The following is a 21,213-nucleotide window of genomic DNA, read 5'->3' as shown; positions in this document are numbered from 1 at the left end:
CTTGAGCCGAGACAACGAAACCAGCGGCTTGAACCGCACCCTGTTGGGCAAGCTGATCGTCATCGCGGTGGTGATGTTCGGCTTCGCCTACGCGCTCAATCCGTTCTACCGCCAGATCTGCGAAGCGCTGGGGCTGAACGTGCTGACGCAAAAGGATGGCACGGTCGAGTTCGACAAGAACACGCAGGTCGACAAGACCCGCAACGTCGTCATCGAGTTCGACGCCAACGCGCAGGGGCCGTACCGCTTCCGCCCGACGGTGTCGAACATGACGGTGCACCCGGGCGAGCTGGCCACGGTGATGTACGAAGTGGTCAACACGCAAAACCGCGATGTCGCGGCGCAGGCGATACCAAGCTACGCGCCGCAAAACGCGATGCAGCATTTTAAAAAGGTCGAATGTTTCTGCTTCAAGCAGCAGGCGCTGAAGCCGAACGAGGCGCGGCAGATGCCGGTGGTGTTCTTCATCGACCCGGCGCTGCCGAAGGACGTGAAGACGATCACCCTGTCGTACACCTTCTTCGAGGTGGGCGGCATGGACAAGACCGCGACCAAGACCGCCGCGGTGAACGGGGGCGCCGGCCATGCCATCCGATAAAAAGGAAAGCGCCTCGTTCCTGTACTCGCTGCGGGCGGTGTTCTGGTCGTTTTTCGGCCTGCGCAGGAAGAGCGATTTCGATACCGATTCGGCCAAGCTGAATCCGTTGCACATCGTCATCGCCGCCCTGATCGGCGTGGCCGTTTTCATCGGCTTGCTGATCACGATCGTCAAATTAGTAGTGGCACAATAAAAGTAGCATCCTCGAATAAATGATTTAGGGAGATGAAGATGAGTTCACAGGTCGGTTCACACGTCGGTTCGCACAAGGCCACGGCGCCGTACTACTTCGTGCCGGGTCCGTCCAGATGGCCGCTGTTCGCCGGCATGTCGCTGCTGGTCACGATGATCGGCGCCTCGGCGTGGGTGAACGACGTGTCGTGGGGCATGCCGGTCAACTTTGTCGGCCTGGCGGCGATCATCACCGTGCTGTATTTCTGGTTCGGCGACGCCATCAAGGAATCCGAAGCGGGCCAATACAGCCAGCGCATCGACTACTCGTACCGCTGGTCGATGGCCTGGTTCATCTTCTCGGAGGTGATGTTCTTCGCCGCCTTCTTCGGCGCGCTGTTTTACGCGCGCACCATCTCGATGCCGTGGCTGGGCGACCTCGATCACAAGTTCATCTGGCCCGACTTCGCCGCGCACTGGGGCAACACCGGCCCGGCCGGCACGGTGGAAACGTTCAAGACGATGGGGCCGTTCCCGATTCCGACGATTAACACCGCGTTGCTGCTGACCTCGGGCCTGACGTTGACGATTTCGCACCATGCGCTGCGCGCCGGCCACCGCGCGCAGACGGCGATCTGGCTGTTCGCCACCGTCTTGCTGGGCGCCATCTTCATGGGCTTCCAGGCCTACGAATACATGCACGCGTACTCGGAACTGAACCTGAAATTGACTTCGGGCATCTACGGCTCGACCTTCTTCATGCTGACCGGCTTCCACGGCTTCCACGTCACGATGGGCGCGATCATGCTGTCGGTGGTGTTGTACCGCGTGCTGAAGGGGCACTTTACGCCGGACAACCACTTCGCGTTCGAAGGCGCGGCCTGGTACTGGCACTTTGTCGACGTGGTCTGGCTCGGGTTGTACGTTGTCGTGTACTGGCTGTAAGGGCGCAGCGTTATAATGCCGCGACGGGGTCGTCGCGGCGAAACAGCCGCAGACGGGAGCGCCCGCTGCGGCTATTTTTTTGGCGCTTCAGGTGCGGATGCCGGTGGGGTGGATGTAGCCGAGCTTGTAAAAGAGCAGGATCAGCAGGAACAGGGCGATCGACAGGCCCACCCGCAGCGCCAGCGCGTTGACGGTGTTGTTGCTTTTGCCTTTGTCGCGCATCAGGAAGAACAAGGCCGATCCCAGGCTGCCCAGTATCAGGATGAACGCGATGGCGACAGCAATTTTCATGACAGGACCGGGCGGTGAAATGATTGAGACTCCATTGTAATGCCTATCAGCTTCCGTTTTAAACTGATCCCGTTCGTGGCGACCGTGCTGCTGGTGACGCTCGGCATCCAGCTGGGCAACTGGCAGGAACGCCGCGCCGCGCAAAAAATCTCCGCACAGGATAAACTTGCCCAAGGTAACCTCGCCGGGCCGCTGGTGCTCGACGGCAAACCGCTCGACGCCGGCGCCGTCGAATTCCGCCGCGTGACCGCCACCGGCCGGTTCGTCGCCGGCTGGCCGCTGTATCTGGATAACCGCCCGTACCAGGGCCGCTCCGGCTTTTACGTGCTGATGCCGTTTAGAATCGCCGGATCGGGCATGCATGTGCTGGTGCAGCGCGGCTGGCTGCCGCGCGATTCGGCGCAGCACGACAAGCTGCCGGCCTATGCCACGCCGACGGGCGAGGTCACGCTGGAAGGCGTGGCGCGGCTGAACCCGGGCCGCGTCATGCAGCTGGGCACGGCGCCGCCGCTGGCGCCGAACGCGATCGTGCAGAACGCCGATCCGTTGCAGGTGGCCGAGCAGAGCGGGCTGACGATGCAGCCGTTCGTGCTGCAGCAGACCGCGCCGGCCAGGCCGGGCGGCGACGACGCCGGCATGGCGCGCGATTGGGCGCTGCCGGCGATGAGCGTCGAAAAACATCAGGGCTATGCCTTCCAGTGGTACGCGCTGGCGGCGATGGCCGTTGTCTTCTTTGTTGTGAACGGATTCAGACGTGCAAAACCCGCCAAATAACCAAACCTCCCGTGGCCGCTGGAAGCTGATGGCCGTGCTGGCCGTGTGCGCCGCGCCGCTGATCGCTTCGTATTTCATGTATTACGTGGTCAAGCCCAAGGGCGGCGTGACCAACTACGGCACGCTGATCGATCCGCGCCTGCATCCGATCCCGCCGATGGCCAGCACCACCTTGGACGGCAAACCGGCCACCTTGGACAACTACAAGGGCAAATGGATCATGCTCAAGGTCGGCCCGTCCGAATGCCTGCAGCAATGCCAGGACCAGCTGTTCGCGATGCGCCAGCTGCGCACCATGCAAGGCAAGGAAATGGAACGCATCGAACGCGTGTGGATGATCACCGACGGCGAGCCGCTCGATACGGTGCTGATGCGCGTCAACGACGGCACCCGCATGCTGCGCGCGCCGGCCGCCGTCATCGACAAGTGGCTGCCGCTGGATAAAGCGGCGCCGGCGGACAACGTCGCCGACCACGTCTACCTGATCGACCCGCTGGGCAACCTGATGATGCGCTTCCCGAAAGGCGCCGTCTCCAGCGACACCGAGAAGGTGCGCAAGGTCCACAAGGACCTCTACAAACTGCTTAAAGCCTCGGCGATCGGATAGCCATCATGCACATGACCCTGATCCAAATGGCGGTCACGGCGTTGCTGGTCGCGCTGCTGCCGCTGTCCTTGGTCTACACCTCGTCCGACGCCAGCAAGTACCGCAAGCTGGTGTGGGTCAGCGTGTTCCTGACGTTCGACCTGATCGTGTTCGGCGCCTTCACGCGCCTGACCGATTCCGGCCTGGGCTGCCCGGACTGGCCCGGCTGCTACGGCGCCGCCAATCCCTTCCTGGCGCACGCCCAGATCGTCGCCGAAGAAGCCTTGCGCCCGACCGGCCCGGTCACCGTGGTCAAGGCCTGGATCGAGATGATCCACCGCTACCTGGCGATGGCGATCGGCGTGCTGATCGTGGCGATGATGGCGCAGGCGTGGTACCGCTGGATTAAGTCCGGGCGCACCCGCATCGAATACGCGCCGGGCATGCCGACCTTCCTGTTCTTCTTCGTCTGCCTGCAGGGCGCGTTCGGCGCCTGGACCGTGACGTTGAAGCTGCAACCGGTGATCGTCACCATCCACCTGCTGCTGGGCATGGGACTGCTGGCGCTGCTGGTGTGGTACGGCGGCCGCCAGAACCAGCTGATTTCGCCGGTGCGCACGGTGACGGCGTCGCCGCCGGCGATGCGCAACATCCGTCTGCTGGCCGGCGCCTCGGCGCTGATCCTGCTGGTGCAGATCGCGCTGGGCGGCTGGGTCAGCACCAATTACGCGACCCTGGCCTGCACCGATTTCCCGCTGTGCGGCGGCAAGCTGGTGCCGGAGATGGACTTCGCGCACGGCTTCACCCTTTGGCGCGAGCTGGGCAAGACCGCCGCCGGCCACTATTTGCCGTTCTCGGCGCTCACGGCGATCCACTGGGTGCACCGTAACATGGGCTTCATCGTCGCGCTGGTGGCCGGCTATACGGCCTGGCGCGCCTGGGACCACCCGGCGCTGCACAAGGTGGCGCGCGGCATCGCCATCATGCTGGCGGTGCAGATCGCCAGCGGCGTCGCCACCATTTACCTGAGCTTCCCGCTGACCATCGCCGTGCTGCACAACGCCGGCGCGGCCATGCTGGTCCTGCTGCTTACCATGTTAAACTACAAGGCTAAGTACCAGTACGATCTTGCCAAAAAAGCAGCTTCAGGCTCGGCTTTCCCGCAGATCTTGCCGGCACGGCAACGCTAAGCACACCTGATGACCACTCACACCGCCATTTCCAAACCACCCAGCCGCGCCTCGCAATATTGGGCGCTGACCAAGCCGCGCGTCACCCAGATGGCGGTGTTCTGCGCCGTCATCGGCATGTTCCTCGCCACCGAGGGGCTGCCGGACTGGCGCGTGGTGGTCGCCGCCACGATCGGCATCTGGCTGCTGACCGGCGCCGCCTTCGCCGTCAACTGCCTGGCCGAGCGCGAGATCGACGCCCGCATGGCGCGCACCGCGCGCCGTCCGATGGCGCTGGGCGACATCACCGTCATGCAGACGGTGGTGTTCGCCGCCGTGATCGGCGGCGCCGGCATGTGGATCCTGTACACCATGGTCAACCCGCTGACGATGTGGCTGACCTTTGTCACCTTCATCGGCTACGCCATCATCTACACGATGATCCTGAAGCCGTCGACGCCGCAAAACATCGTCATCGGCGGGCTGTCGGGCGCGATGCCGCCGGCGCTGGGCTGGGCCGCCATCGCCAACGAGGTGCCGATGGAAGCGTGGCTGCTGGTGCTGATCATCTTCGTCTGGACGCCGCCGCATTTCTGGGCGCTGGCGCTGTACCGCCGCGACGACTACGCCAAATCCGGCCTGCCGATGCTGCCCGTCACGCACGGCATGCAGTTCACGCAGTTCCACGTCTGGCTGTATTCGATCGCGCTGGCCGCCACCACCTTGCTGCCGTTCGCGGTGCAGATGAGCGGACTGATTTACCTGGTGTCGGCCGTCATCCTCAACGCCGTGTTCCTGCACCACGCGTGGAAAATCTACCGTCACTACACCGACTTGATCGCCCGCAAGGCGTTCACCTGGTCGATCATTTATCTGTCGCTGCTGTTCGCGGCGCTGCTGGTGGACCACTACTACAAAATATGAAAAAACTTCTCGCCCTGGGCCTGCTGGCCGTCTGCGTGATGCTGGCCGGCTGCGGCGAGAAAACCGCGGCGGCGCCGACGTTCAAGAACGTCGACATCACCGGCGCCGCGTTCGCGCGCGACTTCGCGCTGACCGACCACACCGGCAAGGCGCGCACCATGGCCGACTACAAGGGCAAGGTGGTGGTGATGTTCTTCGGATTCACCCAGTGCCCGGACGTGTGTCCGACCACGATGGCGGAGATGTCGGCCGTGATGAAGGAATTGGGTCCGCAGGCCGGGCAGGTGCAGGTGCTGTTCGTCACCGTCGATCCCGAGCGCGACACCAGGGAATTGCTGTCGCAGTACGTGCCGGCGTTCGACCAGCGCTTCGTCGGCCTGTACGGCACGCCCGAGCAGACCGCCGCCACCGCCAAGGAATTCAAGGTGTTCTACGCCAAGGTGGAGGGCAAGACCCCGGGCAGCTATTCGATCGACCACACCGCCGCCAGCTACATCTTCGACCGCAACGGCAAGGTGCGCCTGCTGGTGCGCCATAACCAGGGGCCGGCGCCGATCGTCCACGATATCAAACAACTGTTGTTATGAGCGGAGAACCCGTGGGCCAGCGCTTCCAGCCTTTCACCCGGCTCGCCGCCGTCATCCTGCTGGTGATCGGCTGCCTGTTCGTGCTGCGGCCGTTCCTGGCCGCGATCCTGTTCGCCTGCGCCATCGCCATCTCCAGCTGGCCGCTGTATCTGCGCCTGCTCGAGCGCGTCAAGGGGCGGCGCTGGCTGGCCGCCATCATCATGAGCGTCGGCCTGACCCTGCTGATCGTCGTGCCGCTGACCCTGGTCACGTGGAACATCGCCGACAACGCCTCCGAATTCTACGACCACTTCAAGGGCGACCTCGACACGGGCGTTTTGTCGCCGCCGGCATGGCTCAAGGATATCCCGATCGTCGGCGATATCATCGACACTTATCTGCGCAAGTTGCTGGGCAGCCGCGAAGAGTTGCTCAACACCGCCAAGGGCATGCTGGAGCCGGCGCGCCATTTCCTGCTGGGCAGCGGCATGGTGCTGGGCAGCGGCGTGGCGCAGGTCAGCCTGGCCGTGTTCGTCAGCTTCTTCCTGTACCGCGACGGCCAGTACATCGTCGTCTCGCTGTCGAACGCGATGAGCAAACTGATCGGCGCCGAGCAGAGCCTGTCGGTGTCCGACACCGTCAGCCGCACCGTGCGCGGCGTCATGTACGGCCTGCTGGGCACGGCCCTGGCGCAGTCGGTGGTGGCGGCGATCGGCTTTTTGATCGCCGGCGTGCCGGCCGTGGCGCTGCTGTCGGTGGCGACCTTCCTGTTCTCGCTGATCCCGGTCGGCCCGCCGTTGATCTGGGGCGGGGCGGCGCTGTGGCTGTTCAACGAGGGCAGCGTCGCCTGGGGCGTGTTCATGCTGGTCTGGGGCGTGTTCCTGATCAGCGGCGTCGACAACGTCGTCAAGCCGTTGCTGATCAGCCGGGGCAGCAGCCTGCCGTTCATCCTGGTGCTGCTGGGCGTGATGGGCGGGGTGCTGGCGTTCGGCTTCGTCGGCCTGTTCATCGGGCCGACGTTGCTGGCGGTGGGGCTGGGCTTGCTGCGCAACTGGACCGGCCAGCCGGTGTGATCCAGGCTGGCCTGCGCGGCCTCGCTACAGGTGCCGCACTTCGTCCGGCGGCGTTTCCCAATTGTCGTTGCGGCCGTCCAGATAGGTGATCGGCGCGTCGATCAGTTCTGCGGCGGTGACGTCGTCGAGGCACGTCACATTGACCGCGTAGAACTCGCCCCAGCGCGGCGAACTGCCGATGCCGAACGAGCGCACGCCGCAATGGCGGCAAAACAGATGCTTGTCCCGTTTGGTCAGGAATTGATAGATGGTGAGGTCCGCTTCGCCGGAGACGAGCCGGAACGCCGAAGGCTGGACGATGGCCGGCCAGAACCGCACCTTGGTGCAGATCGAGCAGTTGCAGCGCAGGGTGCCCTGGCTCAAATCGATGTCCGCTTCGAAGCGCACGGCGCCGCAATGGCAGCTTCCATGGTAGGTTTTCAAGGTCTCTCCGACGGGTTCGGTAACGCCAAGGCTAACAGTAGATTGGCTCGCCGGCAAACTGAACGCTAACCGCCGGGCCGGCCGACCCGGCGATTACGCCCACCCCGATCCCTAGTCCAGATCGGCGTTGTCCTCGGTGTCATCCTTCGGAATGACCTTCACCAGCAGGATGCGCGGGCCGTTCATCTTCTTGGCCACGATGTCGAAGTGGCGGAAGCTGATGCGCTGACCCTGTTTCGGAATGTCGCCCAGCTTCAGCATGATCAGGCCGCCGACCGACTCGACCTCGTCCATGCCCAATTCCTCGTTCTCGATGTCGATGCCCAAGGTGCGTTCGAGCGAGAAGATCGGCAGGCTGGCCTTGCCGATCAACGTGCCGTCGGGCTGCTTGAGCCAGTCGTTCTCGTTGAGGCGGAACTCGTCGTGGATCTCGCCGACCATCGCGCCGAGCAGGTTGTCGAGCGTGATGAAGCCGAGCGGCCGCTTGCCCTTTTCACCGATCAACGCAAAGTGCGGGGCGCCGTCGCGGAAGCGGCGGAATTGCTCGAGCGCCGGCGTGCGCGCCGAAATCGTCTCCACCGGCCGCAGGAACGGCGTCAGGTCGGTGATCGGCTTGCCCGATTGCTGGGCGAAGAACAAATCCTTCAGGTGCACCACGCCCAGCACCGTCTCGCCGTCCTTGTCGTAGTACGGATAACGGCTGAAGCGGTTGCGCAGCATGGTTTGCAGGTTGTCGGCCAGTGCGCGGCCCGCGTGCAGGCTGATCACCTCGTTGATCGGGCGCATCAGGTCCGACACGGCCAGATCGCTGAAATCGAGCGAATGGGCCAGGATGTTGCGTTCGTCCTTGTTGTATTTCTCACCAGGCTGGCTGGTGCGCAGGATCATCTTCAATTCCTCGACCGAATAGTGGCTGTCGTGGCCGCCCTTGCCGGCAAGGCCGGCCAGCCGCAGCACCAGGTTGGCGCTGCCGTTGAGCACCCAGATGAACGGATACATGGCCCAGTAAAAAGCGTACAGCAGCGGCGCGCACCACAGGCCGATCGCTTCCGGCATGCGGATCGCCAGCGACTTGGGCGCCAGCTCGCCGACAACGATGTGCAGGAAGGAAATCACGCCGAAGGCGAAGACGAAGGCGATGCTGTGGACCAGCTTGGGCGAATCGATGCCGATGGCGGTCAGAAACGGTTCGAGCAGGCTGGCGAAGGCCGGTTCGCCGACCCAGCCCAGACCGAGCGAGGCGAGGGTGATGCCGAGTTGGCAGGCCGACAGGTAGGCGTCGAGCTGGCCGTGTACTTTGCCGAGGATGCGACCACGTAGTCCCTGGGTCTTGGCGATGGCGCGAACGCGCGTCTTGCGCAGCGTGACGATGCCGAATTCGGCCGCCACGAAGAATCCATTGAGCGCGACCAGGAATAGGGCGAGCACGACAAGCATAACGTTTTGCATAGGGGCCGAGCGGCGATAAGGTAGTTAAAACATGCATCTTAAACGACTGCGCGGAGATGGGGCGCAAATTGCCATTTATCAATCGAAAATGTCTTTGGAGTCGCAGCCGCAGCCGATGAGCGGTTTTCAGTCGCCCGCGCGAATTCCCGCGCGCGTCGTGGTGGAAGCCGGTGCACTTGATGGCTGTCAACCATGCCGATGGTAGGCTGGCCGTGTGGGAATGTGTGATTTTTGCTGCTCGGCGCGGTGATATTCTCGAGACCGGATCAGGAAACGACGGAGAAGACCAAGTGGCATTCACTTTCAAAACCATCAAGCCGTTGGCGGAATCGTCCAGCGCGCGAGAGCATGTCATCAAAATGTTGTCGGCCAGCGCCGAAGATTTTGTGAACGTTGTTTGGCCAGGCATCTCGCAACTGCCGATTGTGGGCGGAGGTAAGCTACAGCCGGTGGAAGCCGTTTCAGACAAAAACTTCATTGACCAGTTGGACCTGCTTGCGGGCATCGACGCCTGGCATATTCAAGCCAATCCGTCGTCGATTCGTGGGTTGGCGAGCCGGGTGCAATGGGGCGTGCCGCGGCGCACCTTCACCATCCGTACGCGGTCCAAGGGCGGTGGAGAGACGGAATTGGAGAAGCGCGCCAGGGCCATTGCGAATCGGGAAGAAGGTCATCTGTATCCGCACCTGACTGTCCAGGCATATCTGGATAAGAAAGGAGGAACGTTGCTATGCGCCGCTGTCATCAAGACGACCGATCTGATCGCACGGGCAAGTTTTCTTCAGGAAAAGATGAAGCACAACAGCAATTGGTTCGGTTACATCGACAATCCCGACGGTAGCCAATTCATGTACATCGCATGGGATGACCTTCTCGCACAGAAGTTCCAATTAGGCATTTTATGAAACGATCGCCAGCGATGGGGGTCAAGTCTGTCATTCGGACACGGTCACATCCGACAGGTCGTCAAGTCGGTCTGCCGGCCCTCGTGAGCGTGAACGCGGCGTCGCGGTCGTTCAACACGGTGCGCGTCCACCCCTGGGCGGCGTAAAACTTGTCGGCGCGCGTGCCGGCCGAGGTGCTCAGGTGCACGCCGTCGTGCCCGAGCGCGAACAACCAGTCCACCGCGACGCCGAGCAAGCGCTTGGCCGCTCCCTTGCCTTCATGCGCCGGCGACACGAACAACGCCCAGATCGATGCGTCGGTCTTGTCGGCATAGGAAAATCCGACGACCTCGCCCGCAATTTCCGCAACCCAGCCGCGCCCGAGCAGGTCCAGATAGTCCAGGTACATCTGCTGCGTCACCCGGCTTGGATCGGTCAGGACGTTTTCCTTGACGTCCAGACGAATGGCCGACATCGCCGCGATGTCGTCGACGGTGGCCTGGCGCACGTGGAGCGTGTCGAAAAACCGCATGCCGGCGTAGGGCTTTTCACGGCAGCGCGCCATGCGCGAAGCGAGCGATCCGACATGTGCTTCGAGCTGATGGCCGTCCGGATCGAGGAAGTAGAACGATTCGCCTTCGCTGCGATTGGCTTTCCATTCCACAACACCCGCAGCCAGCAGGCGCTGGCGAAACCCGGCGAAATCGCCCTCCCGGATCGCGAACGCATAGTGGGTGTATCCGGATGGCTCGGCGCCGGCTCGATCGGCCTCGAGCGACAGGCAAATCCACAACCCGCCCACGGTCAGGTAGGCGCCGGTGTCCCACGTGGCGATCAACTGGAAATCGAGCAGGCGCGTGTAGAAGTCGACGCTGCGCGGCAGATCCGAGGAGGCAAGGGTGAGATGGGAAATTCCAGTAAGCACAAAGATTCCGGCGATCGACTATTTACAGCTATCATTTTAGCAAATGACGCCGAGCCCTCCGTCAGGCCGGGTGCGCCGGATGGTTTTGGTATTTTTATGGATGGGTTCGTGTCCGAATGACAGACTTGACCCCCCTTGGATGGTGGAACGGGAAAATGAAACTGAGAACAATTACCGGTACCACGGCGTCGGCGCTTGGTCTGCTGGCGCTCTTTCTCACATGGCCGGTGGGGGCGCATGCCACCGATGTGCTGCGCCGGCATTTGACGGGCACCTGGGGGACGGCGGCGTCGCTGCACGCCGGCGCCACCGGACAAACCGAATTGCTACTACTGGCGGACGGATTCGGTGTGCTGAGCGGCTCGACCCCGCCCGCCGTGCGACGCGACGGCATCGATGACGGAAAGGCGCCGCCGCGTGCGATCATCGGTTTTCCGTTGCGCGCCACCGCCGACGGCGACACGATCACCGCCAATCAGTTGCCGCTCCGCAACGATTCGAGTATCGAGTCGTCGCCGGGCGTGCGTCCGGGGAACCGGCCTTTTTCGTAGCGTAGGCAGAGGCCCAGCCGTTGCGTCGAGGCCAACCTGCCGTCTTTCAACGTCAGCGTGACCGTGCAAATGAATGGATCGCCGACAAATTCCCAACCTTTGCCGGGTACTTGCACATCGGCGTCGAAGCTTAATTCGACCTTGGCTTCCGCCAGCTCATTTAATGGTATGTCCTTTTTGAGCGCTGCGCGGCGCAGGAATTCCGCATAATTTCGGGCGACCAGCCGCGCGATGTCGGTTGGTGGAATGGTGGTGTGGTCAAGCAGGTTCAGTTGCACGCGCAGGTCCGCCGGCGCGTCGCGGTACAGCAATCCAAGCGCCCACTGGCCGCCGACATCGTTGTTGCGATGGAAGAAGGCGCTCGCCAGGCCGCCCGCGACGTGCCTCAGCCTTTTTACGCTGATCGTCGGCGCGTCGCTCACCTGGTCGGCAGCCAGCGCGGCTTGGTGTCGGTGTGCAGTTCGCGCTCCACCGGGGCGTCGTATTCCGGTTCCATCGTGCCCAGGGTGAGGGCGATGCGGTCCGGACTTTGCGTGCTGCGCCAGAACAAGGTCGAACCGCAGACGCGGCAAAAGCCGCGCCGTCCGTCGCCCGACGACGCGTATTCCGTCACCAGATCGGCGCCGCGCTCGAAGGCGAAGCCGGCTGCGCCGACGTTGGCGTAGGTGCCGGCCGCCGCGCCGTGCTGTTTCTGGCACATGGTGCAGTAGCAGTGGCTGGCGTGGGACACCGGCCCGTCCGCGCGGTAGGCAACGCCGCCGCATAAGCAACTACCTTTCAACATCGCGTCCTCCCATTTCATCAGTGGTCGATAAACTGTAACCGATTTGATAACGCTTGTCAGCTTGCCACCGCGAACGGTCCGCCGTGCACCGCCGACAGGATCGCTTCGACCGCCGGGTGCTTGATCTTGCGGGCGTTGGAGATGGCGTAGAAATGCTCGCGCAACTCGGGCGCGTCGCCGACCAGCACCGCGCCGAATTGTTCTTCGATGTCGTGCGCCAGCGCCGACGTGGCGAAGAACAGCCCCATGCCGTTGCGGCCGAAGGTGTTGAGCATGGCGTTGTCCTCGAATTCGCCGACGATCTCCGGCCGCACCTCGTGCTGCACCAGCCAGGCGTCGATGCGGCCGCGCAGCGCGTTGTTGCGCGTGGGCACGAGCAGCGGCGCGTGGTTCAGGCTGGCAGGAAACCCGGGCCGGTATTTATCGGCCAGGCGCGGCACGCCGAACAGCTTCATGTCGCTTTCGCCCAGCAGGTGGCTGAACACCTTGAGGCTGCCGCCGGCGTGCACCGTGCGGTCGGTCAGCACGACGTCGAGCTTGCCCAGCGCCAAGTCGGCCAGCAAGTCCTCGAACTCGGCCTCCATGCACACCAGCCGCACCTGCTTGTCCATTTCCTGCGTCGCTTGCAGCAGGCGGAAGGCGATCAGCTTGGGCAGCGAATCGGAGATGCCCACCGTCAAGCGCATCTTGCCGGCCTCGGCTTCATCGAGCGCGTCCTGCAATTGCTCGCCGAGCAGGAAGATCTGGTCGCAGTAGCTCAGCGCTAGCCGGCCGGCCTCGGTCGGCACCAGGCGCCGCCCCTGCGGCTCGAGCAATTGCTTGCCGACCGATTGCTCCAGCGACGCCAGCTGCATGCTGATCGTTTGCACCGCCAGCCCGAGGCGCTCGGCGGCGCGCGTGACGCCACCCTCCTTGGCCACCATCCAGAAAAAATACAGGTGCCGGAAATTCAATCCACTGGTCTTCAAAATGCTTCCTTCCCGCTGATCTTCTGTTTTTACGAAGTAATACTTCAATTATCTTCTATTTTTAAATTGTTCGTACGCCTATACACTGCGCTACATCAACTTATAACTGGGGAAAAAATCAATGAAGCATTTTAGAATTTCCTTCCTGGTCAGCTTCATCTGCCTTGCGGCGGCTGGCTGGTGGGGATACTCGCTCAACGGCTGGCCTGGCGCCTTGTCCGCTTTCGGCGTCGCGCTGATTTTGGCGGCGATGGAAGTGTCGCTGTCGTTCGATAACGCGGTGGTCAACGCCTCCGTGCTGAAGGATTGGGACGAGTTCTGGCAAAAGCTGTTCCTGGGCCTGGGCATCATCATCGCCGTGTTCGGTATGCGCTTGCTGTTCCCGCTGGTCATCGTCGCCGTCGCGGCCGACATCGGCATCATGGATGTGTGGACGTTGGCGTTGAACGATCCGAAGACGTATTCGATGCACCTGACGAACCACCACGCGGAAGTGGCGGCGTTCGGCGGCATGTTCCTGCTGCTGGTGTTCCTCAACTTCCTGCTCGATGAAGACAAGGAAGTGCATTGGCTGGGTAACTTCGAGAAGAAGCTCGGCTCGCTGGGCAAGGTCTCGTCGATCTCGGTGATGATTTCGCTGGGCGTGCTGATGGCCTGTATGGGCCTGGTGACCGAGGCGCAAAAGCTGGTGGTCTTGATTTCCGGCCTGTGGGGCATCCTGGTGTACGTCGGCGTGGACGCGATCAGCGGCCTGCTGGAGAAGGAAGAGTCGGGCGGCAGCGATGTCGGCGACATGGTCAAGAAGGGCGGCATCGGTGGTTTCCTGTACCTGGAAGTGCTCGATGCCTCGTTCAGCTTCGACGGCGTGATCGGCGCGTTCGCCATCACCACCGACGTCGTGATCATCATGCTGGGCCTGGCCATCGGCGCGATGTTCGTGCGCTCGATGACGGTGTACCTGGTCAAGAAGGGCACGCTCGACCAGTTCGTTTTCCTGGAGCACGGCGCGCACTATGCGATCGGTATCCTGGCGGCGATCATGCTGGCAAGTATGAAGTTCCACGTGCCGGAACTGTTCACCGGCCTGATCGGCGTGGCCTTCATCGCCGCCTCGGTGTGGTCGTCGGTGCGCCACCGCCGCAAGGAAGCGGCGGCTGAAAAGCTCGCCGCGTGACGGTGGCGTAACAACGCGGTAGTCAAACAAAGTTAGAGTTGTAATAGAACACGGAGGGTCGTTAAATACGGACACGACCCGCCGCATGCAGTACCCAAGTCCGGTTTCTTTAAGGAGTATCACATTATGGCAATCAGTCTGCAAAAAGGCGGTAACGTTAATCTGAGCAAGGAAGCCCCGGGCCTGTCGCAAATCGTCGTCGGCCTCGGCTGGGACGCGCGCGCCACCGACGGCAGCGCCTTCGATCTGGACGGCTCGGCCTTCCTGTTGAAGGTCGACGGCAAGGTCCGCGCCGACAACGACTTCATCTTCTACAACAACCTGAAATCGTCCGACGGCGCCGTCACCCACTCGGGCGACAACCGCACCGGCGCCGGCGACGGCGACGACGAAACCGTCACCATCGACCTGACCAAGGTGCCGGCCGATGTCGAGCGCATCGCCATCTGCGTGACGATCCACGACGGCGACGCCCGCAAGCAAAACTTCGGCATGGTGCAGAAGGCCTACATCCGCACCGTCAACGCCAGCGGCAACGCGGAAATCGCCCGCTACGACCTGTCCGAAGACGGTTCGACCGAATCGGCGATGGTGTTCGGCGAGGTGTATCGTAACGGTACCGATTGGAAGTTCAAGGCCGTCGGCCAGGGCTTCAAAGGCGGTCTGGGCCCGCTCGCCGCCTCGTTCGGCGTCGGCGTTTAATTGTTGTAAAGTAGTGTTTTAATTGAAAGGACTCAGTCATGCCAAAATTTTCGGTCACCGGTGATGTCGACCCGTTTCTGCACGTAACACTGGCGCAGGGAGAGAAGATCTACTGCGAGTCGGATGCGATGGTGATGATGGAGGCGACGCTCGATTTGAAGGGCAAGGTCACCGGCGGTATCGGTGCGGCCATCATGCGTCGCTTCGCCAACGGTGAGTCCTTCTTCCAGCAACACATCGAGGCGGTGCGCGGCGGCGGCGATTGCCTGCTCGCGCCCACCCTGCCGGGCGCCATGCAGGTGCTCGACGTCGGCCAGGTGCAGTACATGCTGAGCGACGGCGCCTTTGTCGCCGCCACCGCCAGCGTGGAACTGAAGGTGCGCACGCAAAGCCTGGGCAACGCCTTGTTCGCCCAGAGCGGCGGTTTCTTCATCACGGAAACGGCCGGCACCGGCCAGGTGGCGGTGTCGGGCTTCGGCTCGATTTCGGAGCTCGACGTCACGCCCGGCAACGATGTGGTCATCGACAATTCGCATGTGGTGGCGTGGGATAACCGGCTGCGCTATGAAATCTCCGTCACCACCGGCGGCAACAGCGGCTTTTTGAGCAATCTGGTCAACAGCCAGACCAGCGGCGAAGGCATGGTGCTGCGCTTTTCCGGAACCGGAAAGATCCTGGTGTGCTCGCGCAACGGCGCGGCGTTCCGGGCTTGGGCCCAGCGCCCGGGGTCGCAGTAATCCATGATCGCCAACTACACCAACTAAGGAGCACACAATGTCAGTCAATTTGAGCAAGGGCCAGAAGATTTCTCTGGAAAAAGAAAGCGGCGGCGCGCTCGGCAAGGTCACCATGGGCCTGGGCTGGGATGCGATCAAGAGCAAGGGTTTCCTGGGCTTCGGCGCCAAGACCGAGGCGGTCGACCTGGACGCTTCCGTCGTCATGTTCGACGAAGGCCAGCGGCCGGTGGACGTGATCTGGTTCCGCCAGCTGAAGAGCAAGGACGGCAGCATCGTCCATACGGGCGACAACCGCACCGGCGCCGGCGACGGCGACGACGAGCAGATCAACGTCGACCTGAACGCCGTGCCGGCCAACGTCAAGAGCCTGGTGTTCACCGTCAACAGCTTCACCGGCCAGACCTTCGCCCAGGTCGAGAACGCCTACTGCCGCCTGCTGGACGCGTCCAACGGCAAGGAAGTGGCGCGTTTCAACCTGTCCGTGCAGGGCCCGCACTCGGCGCAGATCATGGCCAAGGTGTATCGTCACAACGGTGAGTGGAAGATGCACGCGATCGGCGAAAACGGCAACGGCCGTACCTTCGACGACCTGCTGCCGCAGATCGCCGCGCACCTGTAAAGAATTGGGGCGCGTGCGCCCCGATAATAGTTGTACCCGCAGTTGAAGCGCAACACCGTACCGGCGGTGTTGCGCTTTTTTGCGTTAAAACGCGTGGCGGATGCCGAGGCTGACGATGGTGGTCTTGGCGTCAAGGTTCTGGCCGGCGCCGGCGAACAGCGGCACTTCCTGCGAACCGAGCGGCAGCAGCAGCGCGCCCGGACCGCCGGCGATCGGCAGCGGCGTGATGGCGCCGCGGACGATGTTGCCGCGCTTGTCCTTGACGCCGCCGAAACGGGTGTACAGCGCCGTGCGCTTGGAGAAGTTGTAGTCCAGCCCGAACATCAGGCCGCGCTCGCGTCCGCGCGTGTAGTTGGTGAAGCGCGTGTCGAGCAGGTGGGCGCTGAGGTCGACCTGGCCGATGGCCTGCTTGATCGTCGCGCCCCAGGTGTTGACGGTCGGATCGGTGTTGCCGCCCAGATTGAACTTGCCCTGGTGGCCGACCAGGGCGACGGTGGTGCCGGTGCCGGCGAAGATGTACTTGAACGAGGCCATGTAGGCGCGGTAGTTCTCGACGGTGAACAGCGGCACCAGGGTCGAGCCCGAGACCACGCCCAGCGGCACGCCGCCAAAATCGTTGCGGTGGTAGGAGGCGAGCGCGGTCAGGCTCTCGCCGCGCCAGGCCAGCATGGCGCCGACGGCGCGGCCGCGGTCGTCGGTGGTCTCGGCGCCGGCGGTCAGGCCGCCGACGATTTGTCCGGTGGCGGCGGTGGCCACCGGCGTGCTGGCGGTGGCCACCGAGCGCGCGGCGCTGACGCCGCTGCCGACGCCGGCGTTGGTCGAGAACGACGCGATCGCCGTCCACGGCCCCTGCTTGACGGCATAGCTGATCTGGTTGTCCTGGAAGGTTTGCAAGGTGTTCACGGCCAGGCCTGCGCTGAACAGGTCGGTGCTGCCGATCGCTTCCGGCGTGACCAGGTAATAGGCGATCAGCATCGGGCTGGCCTGGCGGCCGAGCTTGACTTCGCCGACCGGCGTGGTCAGGCCGACGTAGGCCTGGCGGCCGAAAATGCGCCCATCGTTGGCGACGCCGCCGTTGTCGAGCGTGAGGCCGCCCTCGAGCACGAACAGGCCGCGATAGCCGCCGCCCAGGTCCTCGACGCCGCGCATGCCGAAGTTGCTCTGCCGCGTGTGCGACGGGCTGACCCGCACCGAGGTGCTGGCCGGCGAGGCGATCGAATTGGGAATCGGCGTGGTGCCGCGCAGCCCGAACAAGGTGCCCTGGACGTTGCCTTCCCCTTTTTCGATGCGGTCGACGCCGACATCCAGGGTGCCATAGAGGGTGACGGACGATTGCGCGAAAGCGTGGCCCATGCCGAGGAGGGCGAGCGCGGACAGGCATGCTGCGGATGCGGCGGTTCGTTTCATATTCTTGTCTCCAGATTTTTTATAGTGGCTATCAAAACCGACCATATGCTCGGTCGTGTTGACGTTTTAAGTGTAGAGCAACATGCCGTGTGTTACGCACAGTTGTCATTAAAAGAAGGCGCGGTGCGTATAATTTGTGTACCGCAAACAACGCCCCTTATTCCATGCCTTCTTCCCGCCTATCTTCCCGGGTGTGCGCGTGACCGGCCACGGCGCGCCGCCGGCCGCCAGCAAATGGATCGCGTTGCTGGTGGCCGGCGCCTTCTTCATGGAGAACCTGGACGGCACCATCATCACCACCGCGCTGCCGGACATCGCGCGGTCGTTCGGGGTGGCGCCGCTGGCGCTGAACATCGGCGTCAGCGCCTATCTGCTGACCCTGGGCGTGTTCATCCCGATCAGCGGCTGGGTGGCCGAGCGGCTGGGCGCGCGGCGCGTGTTCGCGGCGGCGCTGGCGGTCTTCACGCTGGCCTCGGTACTGTGCGGCATGGCCGACAGCCTGACCGGATTCGTCTGGCTGCGCGTGCTGCAAGGCGTGGGCGGGGCGATGATGGTGCCGGTCGGACGCCTGCTGGTGCTCAAGAACACGCCCAAGGAAAAGCTGATCGGCGTGATCGCCACGCTGACCTGGCCGGCGCTGGTGGCGCCGATACTGGGGCCGCCGGTGGGCGGCTTCATCGCCAGCTACCTGTCGTGGCGCTGGATCTTCTATCTCAACCTGCCGCTCGGGCTGATCGCGCTGGCGCTGGCTTGGTGGCTGATCCCGGAACAGCGCGCGCAAACGCGGCGGCCCTTCGATTGGCCCGGCTTCGTGCTCAGCGCGGGCGGGGTGCTGTTGCTGACCTGGGGCACCGAGTCGGTCGGCGGCGCCCATCCGGACTGGTTCGAGGCGCTCTCGTGCATGGCCGCCGGCGCCGTCATGCTGGCGGCGATGGTCTGGCACCTGCGCCGCGCCGCCCATCCGCTGATCGACCTGGGCGCGTTCGCGATCCCGACCTTCGCCATCACGCTGGTCGGCGGCTCGCTGTTCCGCATGGCGATCGGCGCCGTGCCCTTCCTGCTGCCGCTGATGTTCCAGCTGGGCTTCGGACTGGACGCCTTCCAGTCCGGCCTGCTGGTGGTGGCGGTATTCGCCGGCAACCTGATGATGAAGCCGGCCACCACGCCGATCCTGCGGCGCTTCGGTTTCAAGCCGGTGCTGCTGGTGAACGGCCTGGCCAACGTCGCCTCGCTGGCGGCGTGCGCGCTGCTGTCGCCGGCCACGCCGGTGTGGCTGATCGCCGCCGTGCTGTTCGTCGGCGGGCTGACGCGCTCGATGCAGTTCAGCGCGCTGAACACGCTGGCCTTCGCCGACGTGCCGCAGCAGCGCATGGCGGCCGCCAACACGCTGTTCAGCACCTCGTTCCAGGTGGCGGTGGGGCTTGGCATCGCGATGGGGGCGGGCGGGGTGCGGCTGGGCCACTGGAGCGCGCAGCGGCTGGGCATCGCCGACTGGCCGGCGATCGAATACCGGCTGGCGTTTTTACTGGTGGCGCTGGTCAGTTTGCTGGCCATGCTGGACGCGATGTTCCTCAAAGCGGGCGCCGGCGCACAAGTTGTTACAAAGCGGGCTGGCCTTTAACGCTATAATCTTGCTATGGAAAAACTAAAAGACATCTCGCAGATTGTTACGCAAGCCTCACGCGGCGAGTTGGTCTTTCCTACCAGCGTCAACGCGGCGTTGCGGCTGCAATTTGCGCTGTCCGATCCCGATTGCGACACCGAGGACGTGATCCGCAAGGTGCTGGCCGAGCCGTTGCTGGCGGCGCGCACCGTGGCCTTGGCCAACGCGGCCGTGTTCAACCGCGGCGGCGTGCCCGTCACCAGCGTGCGCTCGGCCGTGGCGCGGGTCGGCTACCGCCACCTGTACACGATGGCGGCGGCGATGGTGGTGCGCCAGTTCGGCAGCCGCATCCGCGACGCCGGCCTGCGCGCCAAGGCCGAACAGCTGTGGCGCCACACGGCGCACGTGGCCGCGCTGTCGCACGTGATCGCGCGCAAACTGACCGCCACCGACGCCGACACGGCGATGTTCGCCGGCATCGTGCACGAGGCCGGCGGCTTCTATCTGCTGTCGCGCGCCGACGAGATCCCCGGCCTGCTGGACGATCCGGCCGACTGGATGGGCGCCGCGCACGAAATCATCACCCGCGAGATGATGAAGAAAATGGCGATCCCCGAACCGGTGAGCCTGGCCATCGTCTCGCTGCGCGGGGCGACGTTGACGCCGCCGCCGCTGGGCCTGCGCGACACCTTGCTGATCGCCAAGCGGCTGGCGCCGGTGGCGTCGCCGTTCGCGCCGATGCAGGAGCACGCCGGCCTGGCCGGCTTCATCGACGACAACGCGGCGCTGGAACAGATGCTGGCCGAGTCGGCCGAGGAGGCCGCGACCATGAGCGCGGCCTTGCTGGTGTAGCATTTCCCCGCCAGCGCTTCATGTGGCGAAAACGATGTATAAGCCATCATTTTTGTCGAAAGTCTGGCAATATGCACATCGCACGACCCTCATGGGCGATAATGCCGAATAGTCGTCATACAACAAGCCCTCAGCCATGACTCAAACCGCAACAGTCCCATTGTCCGCCGCGCCGGCGCCCTTGCCCAAGAAGAAGCACCGCAACCTCGCCCAAGGCGTGGTCGAGAGCTTTACCCACAGCATCCAGGCCGGTACCCTGAAACCGGGCGAGAAACTGCCGACCGAATCGGTGATCATGGAGATGCACGGCGTCAGCCGCACCGTGGTGCGCGAGGCCATCTCGCACCTGCAGGCGGCCGGCCTGGTGCAAACGCGCCACGGCATCGGCACCTTCGTGCTGGAGCCGCAACCGGCCAACCTGCGCATCTCGTCCGACACCATCCGCACGCTGGGCGACGTGCTGGCGATCCTGGAACTGCGCATCAGCCTGGAAACCGAGGCCGCGTGGCTGGCGGCGAGCCGCCGCAGCGAAGAGCAGGCGCAGGAAATGGGCGTGGTGCTCAGGCGCATCCAGGAATCGCAAACCCGTCCTGGCTCGGTCGAGTCGGACGTCAAATTCCATCTGCTGATCGCGCAGGCCACCGGCAACCGTTATTTCGTCGATATCTTGAGCGACTTGGGCAACACCATCATCCCGCGCACGCGCGTCGATTCGGCGTCGCTGGCGCACGACGATCCGGTGGTGTACCAGGAGCGGGTCAACCGCGAGCATGACGATATTTACAACGCCATCCTGCGCAAGGATGCGGAAGCGGCCCGCGCCGCCATGCGCACCCACCTGAGCAATAGCCGCGAGCGCCTGCGCCGCGCGCAAGAGGATATCGCCGCCAAGAACGGCTGAAAACGCCGCACGCGGCGGCGGCGGGCGCGGCGCGCAGCGCGGCGGGCCAGGCTTCGGCGCCCGCGCAACAACGTCACGGCCGGCGATCGGCGAGTTTTCGCTAAATCGCTTGCTCCCGTCCGAATATGGTTGTACGA

The 21,213-nt window shown here is 63.7% G+C and carries 26 protein-coding genes and 1 pseudogene; 18 read left to right on the top strand and 9 right to left on the bottom strand.

The window, feature by feature from the left end:
* The first annotated feature begins 1 nt into the window (after position 1).
* From BMX85_RS10335 to BMX85_RS10325, 3 genes are read left to right on the top strand one after another with little or no spacing between them, the layout of a single operon-like run.
* A complete protein-coding gene (locus tag BMX85_RS10335; protein WP_090316721.1) occupies positions 2-598 on the top strand; it encodes a cytochrome c oxidase assembly protein in 597 nt (198 codons plus the stop codon).
* On the top strand, positions 585-791 hold the full coding sequence (locus tag BMX85_RS10330; RefSeq protein ID WP_090316718.1) for a DUF2970 domain-containing protein: 207 nt from the start codon (positions 585-587) through the stop codon (positions 789-791). The genes BMX85_RS10335 and BMX85_RS10330 overlap by 14 nt, the downstream gene beginning before the upstream one ends.
* A gap of 38 nt (positions 792-829) precedes the next feature.
* Positions 830-1,714, top strand: coding sequence for a cytochrome c oxidase subunit 3 (locus BMX85_RS10325; protein ID WP_090317688.1), 885 nt, complete (start codon positions 830-832; stop codon positions 1,712-1,714).
* An 87-nt stretch (positions 1,715-1,801) separates the two neighbouring features.
* Here the strand turns inward: BMX85_RS10325 and BMX85_RS10320 are convergent, their stop codons facing one another.
* Positions 1,802-2,005 (bottom strand): twin transmembrane helix small protein, encoded by a 204-nt coding sequence (locus BMX85_RS10320; RefSeq protein ID WP_090316716.1) that lies wholly within the window; start codon positions 2,003-2,005, stop codon positions 1,802-1,804.
* Between the two features lie 39 nt (positions 2,006-2,044).
* Between BMX85_RS10320 and BMX85_RS10315 the strand changes: the two genes are divergently transcribed.
* Genes BMX85_RS10315 through BMX85_RS10290 form a run of 6 tightly spaced genes read left to right on the top strand, consistent with a single transcriptional unit; the run spans position 2,045 to position 7,097 of the window.
* Positions 2,045-2,779: an SURF1 family protein gene (locus tag BMX85_RS10315; RefSeq protein WP_090316715.1), complete on the top strand. Its 735-nt coding sequence runs from the start codon at positions 2,045-2,047 to the stop codon at positions 2,777-2,779.
* Positions 2,780-2,807: 28 nt separating this feature from the next.
* The gene (locus BMX85_RS10310) at positions 2,808-3,386 is read left to right on the top strand and encodes an SCO family protein (RefSeq protein WP_090316713.1); all 579 of its coding nucleotides are present in this window, start codon (positions 2,808-2,810) and stop codon (positions 3,384-3,386) included.
* Positions 3,387-3,391: 5 nt separating this feature from the next.
* Entirely contained in the window at positions 3,392-4,555 is a 1,164-nt protein-coding gene (locus tag BMX85_RS10305; protein WP_229210379.1) for a COX15/CtaA family protein, read from the top strand.
* Positions 4,556-4,564: 9 nt separating this feature from the next.
* A complete protein-coding gene (gene cyoE / locus BMX85_RS10300) occupies positions 4,565-5,458 on the top strand; it encodes a heme o synthase (protein ID WP_090316711.1) in 894 nt (297 codons plus the stop codon).
* Positions 5,455-6,045, top strand: a complete 591-nt coding sequence (locus BMX85_RS10295; protein WP_090316709.1) for an SCO family protein — start codon at positions 5,455-5,457, stop codon at positions 6,043-6,045. The genes cyoE and BMX85_RS10295 overlap by 4 nt, the downstream gene beginning before the upstream one ends.
* On the top strand, positions 6,042-7,097 hold the full coding sequence (locus BMX85_RS10290) for an AI-2E family transporter (protein WP_229210378.1): 1,056 nt from the start codon (positions 6,042-6,044) through the stop codon (positions 7,095-7,097). The genes BMX85_RS10295 and BMX85_RS10290 overlap by 4 nt, the downstream gene beginning before the upstream one ends.
* 24 nt (positions 7,098-7,121) lie before the next feature.
* Here BMX85_RS10290 and BMX85_RS10285 read toward each other — a convergent pair whose 3' ends face one another.
* Both BMX85_RS10285 and BMX85_RS10280 read right to left on the bottom strand, forming a co-directional pair.
* Positions 7,122-7,520 (bottom strand): GFA family protein, encoded by a 399-nt coding sequence (locus BMX85_RS10285; protein ID WP_090316705.1) that lies wholly within the window; start codon positions 7,518-7,520, stop codon positions 7,122-7,124.
* A gap of 111 nt (positions 7,521-7,631) precedes the next feature.
* Positions 7,632-8,969 carry a hemolysin family protein gene (locus tag BMX85_RS10280; protein ID WP_090316703.1) on the bottom strand — a complete coding sequence of 446 codons (1,338 nt, stop codon included), beginning with the start codon at positions 8,967-8,969 and terminating at the stop codon, positions 7,632-7,634.
* A 179-nt stretch (positions 8,970-9,148) separates the two neighbouring features.
* Between BMX85_RS10280 and BMX85_RS10275 the strand changes: the two genes are divergently transcribed.
* Positions 9,149-9,874 (top strand): hypothetical protein, encoded by a 726-nt coding sequence (locus BMX85_RS10275; RefSeq protein WP_090316701.1) that lies wholly within the window; start codon positions 9,149-9,151, stop codon positions 9,872-9,874.
* 61 nt (positions 9,875-9,935) lie between these two features.
* Here BMX85_RS10275 and BMX85_RS10270 read toward each other — a convergent pair whose 3' ends face one another.
* Complete coding sequence (locus BMX85_RS10270) at positions 9,936-10,262, bottom strand: GNAT family N-acetyltransferase (protein ID WP_229210409.1); 327 nt, start codon at positions 10,260-10,262, stop codon at positions 9,936-9,938.
* Positions 10,263-10,370: 108 nt separating this feature from the next.
* A pseudogene (locus BMX85_RS30445) lies at positions 10,371-10,778 on the bottom strand (VOC family protein); the annotation flags it as partial.
* A gap of 155 nt (positions 10,779-10,933) precedes the next feature.
* Here BMX85_RS30445 and BMX85_RS30045 point away from each other — a divergent pair.
* Positions 10,934-11,329, top strand: a complete 396-nt coding sequence (locus BMX85_RS30045; RefSeq protein ID WP_143067943.1) for a hypothetical protein — start codon at positions 10,934-10,936, stop codon at positions 11,327-11,329.
* Here BMX85_RS30045 and BMX85_RS10265 read toward each other — a convergent pair.
* The 3 genes from BMX85_RS10265 to nhaR form a co-directional block, all read right to left on the bottom strand.
* Complete coding sequence (locus BMX85_RS10265) at positions 11,254-11,751, bottom strand: hypothetical protein (protein WP_090316698.1); 498 nt, start codon at positions 11,749-11,751, stop codon at positions 11,254-11,256. The two genes, BMX85_RS30045 and BMX85_RS10265, sit on opposite strands and share 76 nt — an antisense overlap.
* Positions 11,748-12,059 (bottom strand): GFA family protein, encoded by a 312-nt coding sequence (locus BMX85_RS10260; RefSeq protein ID WP_177196703.1) that lies wholly within the window; start codon positions 12,057-12,059, stop codon positions 11,748-11,750. The genes BMX85_RS10265 and BMX85_RS10260 overlap by 4 nt, the downstream gene beginning before the upstream one ends.
* 110 nt (positions 12,060-12,169) lie before the next feature.
* Positions 12,170-13,081 (bottom strand): transcriptional activator NhaR, encoded by a 912-nt coding sequence (gene nhaR, locus BMX85_RS10255; protein ID WP_090316692.1) that lies wholly within the window; start codon positions 13,079-13,081, stop codon positions 12,170-12,172.
* Positions 13,082-13,202: 121 nt separating this feature from the next.
* Here nhaR and BMX85_RS10250 point away from each other — a divergent pair, with 121 nt between their 5' ends.
* The 4 genes from BMX85_RS10250 (at position 13,203) to BMX85_RS10235 (ending at position 16,313) form a co-directional block, all read left to right on the top strand.
* Positions 13,203-14,255, top strand: a complete 1,053-nt coding sequence (locus BMX85_RS10250) for a DUF475 domain-containing protein (RefSeq protein ID WP_090316689.1) — start codon at positions 13,203-13,205, stop codon at positions 14,253-14,255.
* Between the two features lie 126 nt (positions 14,256-14,381).
* Positions 14,382-14,957, top strand: coding sequence for a TerD family protein (locus BMX85_RS10245; RefSeq protein ID WP_090316687.1), 576 nt, complete (start codon positions 14,382-14,384; stop codon positions 14,955-14,957).
* A 38-nt stretch (positions 14,958-14,995) separates the two neighbouring features.
* The gene (locus BMX85_RS10240; protein WP_090316684.1) at positions 14,996-15,694 is read left to right on the top strand and encodes a TIGR00266 family protein; all 699 of its coding nucleotides are present in this window, start codon (positions 14,996-14,998) and stop codon (positions 15,692-15,694) included.
* Between the two features lie 37 nt (positions 15,695-15,731).
* Entirely contained in the window at positions 15,732-16,313 is a 582-nt protein-coding gene (locus BMX85_RS10235; RefSeq protein ID WP_090316681.1) for a TerD family protein, read from the top strand.
* A gap of 84 nt (positions 16,314-16,397) precedes the next feature.
* Here the strand turns inward: BMX85_RS10235 and BMX85_RS10230 are convergent, their stop codons facing one another.
* Positions 16,398-17,720, bottom strand: a complete 1,323-nt coding sequence (locus tag BMX85_RS10230) for a porin (RefSeq protein WP_090316678.1) — start codon at positions 17,718-17,720, stop codon at positions 16,398-16,400.
* A gap of 136 nt (positions 17,721-17,856) precedes the next feature.
* Between BMX85_RS10230 and BMX85_RS10225 the strand changes: the two genes are divergently transcribed.
* The 3 genes from BMX85_RS10225 to BMX85_RS10215 all read left to right on the top strand — a co-directional run bounded on the left by BMX85_RS10225 (position 17,857) and on the right by BMX85_RS10215 (position 21,076).
* Positions 17,857-19,341 carry a DHA2 family efflux MFS transporter permease subunit gene (locus tag BMX85_RS10225; protein WP_229210377.1) on the top strand — a complete coding sequence of 495 codons (1,485 nt, stop codon included), beginning with the start codon at positions 17,857-17,859 and terminating at the stop codon, positions 19,339-19,341.
* A 15-nt stretch (positions 19,342-19,356) separates the two neighbouring features.
* On the top strand, positions 19,357-20,175 hold the full coding sequence (locus tag BMX85_RS10220) for an HDOD domain-containing protein (RefSeq protein WP_090316675.1): 819 nt from the start codon (positions 19,357-19,359) through the stop codon (positions 20,173-20,175).
* A gap of 136 nt (positions 20,176-20,311) precedes the next feature.
* Positions 20,312-21,076, top strand: coding sequence for a FadR/GntR family transcriptional regulator (locus tag BMX85_RS10215; protein ID WP_090316670.1), 765 nt, complete (start codon positions 20,312-20,314; stop codon positions 21,074-21,076).
* Positions 21,077-21,213 lie beyond the last annotated feature (137 nt).

The sequence above is a fragment of the Duganella sp. CF517 genome, from assembly GCF_900110275.1.
Classification (GTDB): Bacteria; Pseudomonadota; Gammaproteobacteria; order Burkholderiales; family Burkholderiaceae_D; genus Rugamonas.
Note: the sequence above shows the minus strand (reverse complement) of the source record. Positions and strands in the feature narration are given on the sequence as shown.

Bases quoted from the DNA above. Each gene is read 5' to 3' on its own strand.
- BMX85_RS10330 (WP_090316718.1), top strand. From the start codon at position 585: ATGCCATCCGATAAAAAGGAAAGCGCCTCGTTCCTGTACTCGCTGCGG.
- BMX85_RS10325 (WP_090317688.1), top strand. From the start codon at position 830: ATGAGTTCACAGGTCGGTTCACACGTCGGTTCGCACAAGGCCACGGCG.
- BMX85_RS10320 (WP_090316716.1), bottom strand. From the start codon at position 2,005: ATGAAAATTGCTGTCGCCATCGCGTTCATCCTGATACTGGGCAGCCTG.
- BMX85_RS10315 (WP_090316715.1), top strand. From the start codon at position 2,045: ATGCCTATCAGCTTCCGTTTTAAACTGATCCCGTTCGTGGCGACCGTG.
- BMX85_RS10310 (WP_090316713.1), top strand. From the start codon at position 2,808: ATGGCCGTGCTGGCCGTGTGCGCCGCGCCGCTGATCGCTTCGTATTTC.
- BMX85_RS10305 (WP_229210379.1), top strand. From the start codon at position 3,392: ATGCACATGACCCTGATCCAAATGGCGGTCACGGCGTTGCTGGTCGCG.
- cyoE (WP_090316711.1), top strand. From the start codon at position 4,565: ATGACCACTCACACCGCCATTTCCAAACCACCCAGCCGCGCCTCGCAA.
- BMX85_RS10295 (WP_090316709.1), top strand. From the start codon at position 5,455: ATGAAAAAACTTCTCGCCCTGGGCCTGCTGGCCGTCTGCGTGATGCTG.
- BMX85_RS10290 (WP_229210378.1), top strand. From the start codon at position 6,042: ATGAGCGGAGAACCCGTGGGCCAGCGCTTCCAGCCTTTCACCCGGCTC.
- BMX85_RS10280 (WP_090316703.1), bottom strand. From the start codon at position 8,969: ATGCAAAACGTTATGCTTGTCGTGCTCGCCCTATTCCTGGTCGCGCTC.
- BMX85_RS10275 (WP_090316701.1), top strand. From the start codon at position 9,149: ATGGCTGTCAACCATGCCGATGGTAGGCTGGCCGTGTGGGAATGTGTG.
- BMX85_RS10270 (WP_229210409.1), bottom strand. From the start codon at position 10,262: ATGTACCTGGACTATCTGGACCTGCTCGGGCGCGGCTGGGTTGCGGAA.
- BMX85_RS30045 (WP_143067943.1), top strand. From the start codon at position 10,934: ATGAAACTGAGAACAATTACCGGTACCACGGCGTCGGCGCTTGGTCTG.
- BMX85_RS10250 (WP_090316689.1), top strand. From the start codon at position 13,203: ATGAAGCATTTTAGAATTTCCTTCCTGGTCAGCTTCATCTGCCTTGCG.
- BMX85_RS10245 (WP_090316687.1), top strand. From the start codon at position 14,382: ATGGCAATCAGTCTGCAAAAAGGCGGTAACGTTAATCTGAGCAAGGAA.
- BMX85_RS10240 (WP_090316684.1), top strand. From the start codon at position 14,996: ATGCCAAAATTTTCGGTCACCGGTGATGTCGACCCGTTTCTGCACGTA.
- BMX85_RS10235 (WP_090316681.1), top strand. From the start codon at position 15,732: ATGTCAGTCAATTTGAGCAAGGGCCAGAAGATTTCTCTGGAAAAAGAA.
- BMX85_RS10230 (WP_090316678.1), bottom strand. From the start codon at position 17,720: ATGAAACGAACCGCCGCATCCGCAGCATGCCTGTCCGCGCTCGCCCTC.
- BMX85_RS10220 (WP_090316675.1), top strand. From the start codon at position 19,357: ATGGAAAAACTAAAAGACATCTCGCAGATTGTTACGCAAGCCTCACGC.
- BMX85_RS10215 (WP_090316670.1), top strand. From the start codon at position 20,312: ATGACTCAAACCGCAACAGTCCCATTGTCCGCCGCGCCGGCGCCCTTG.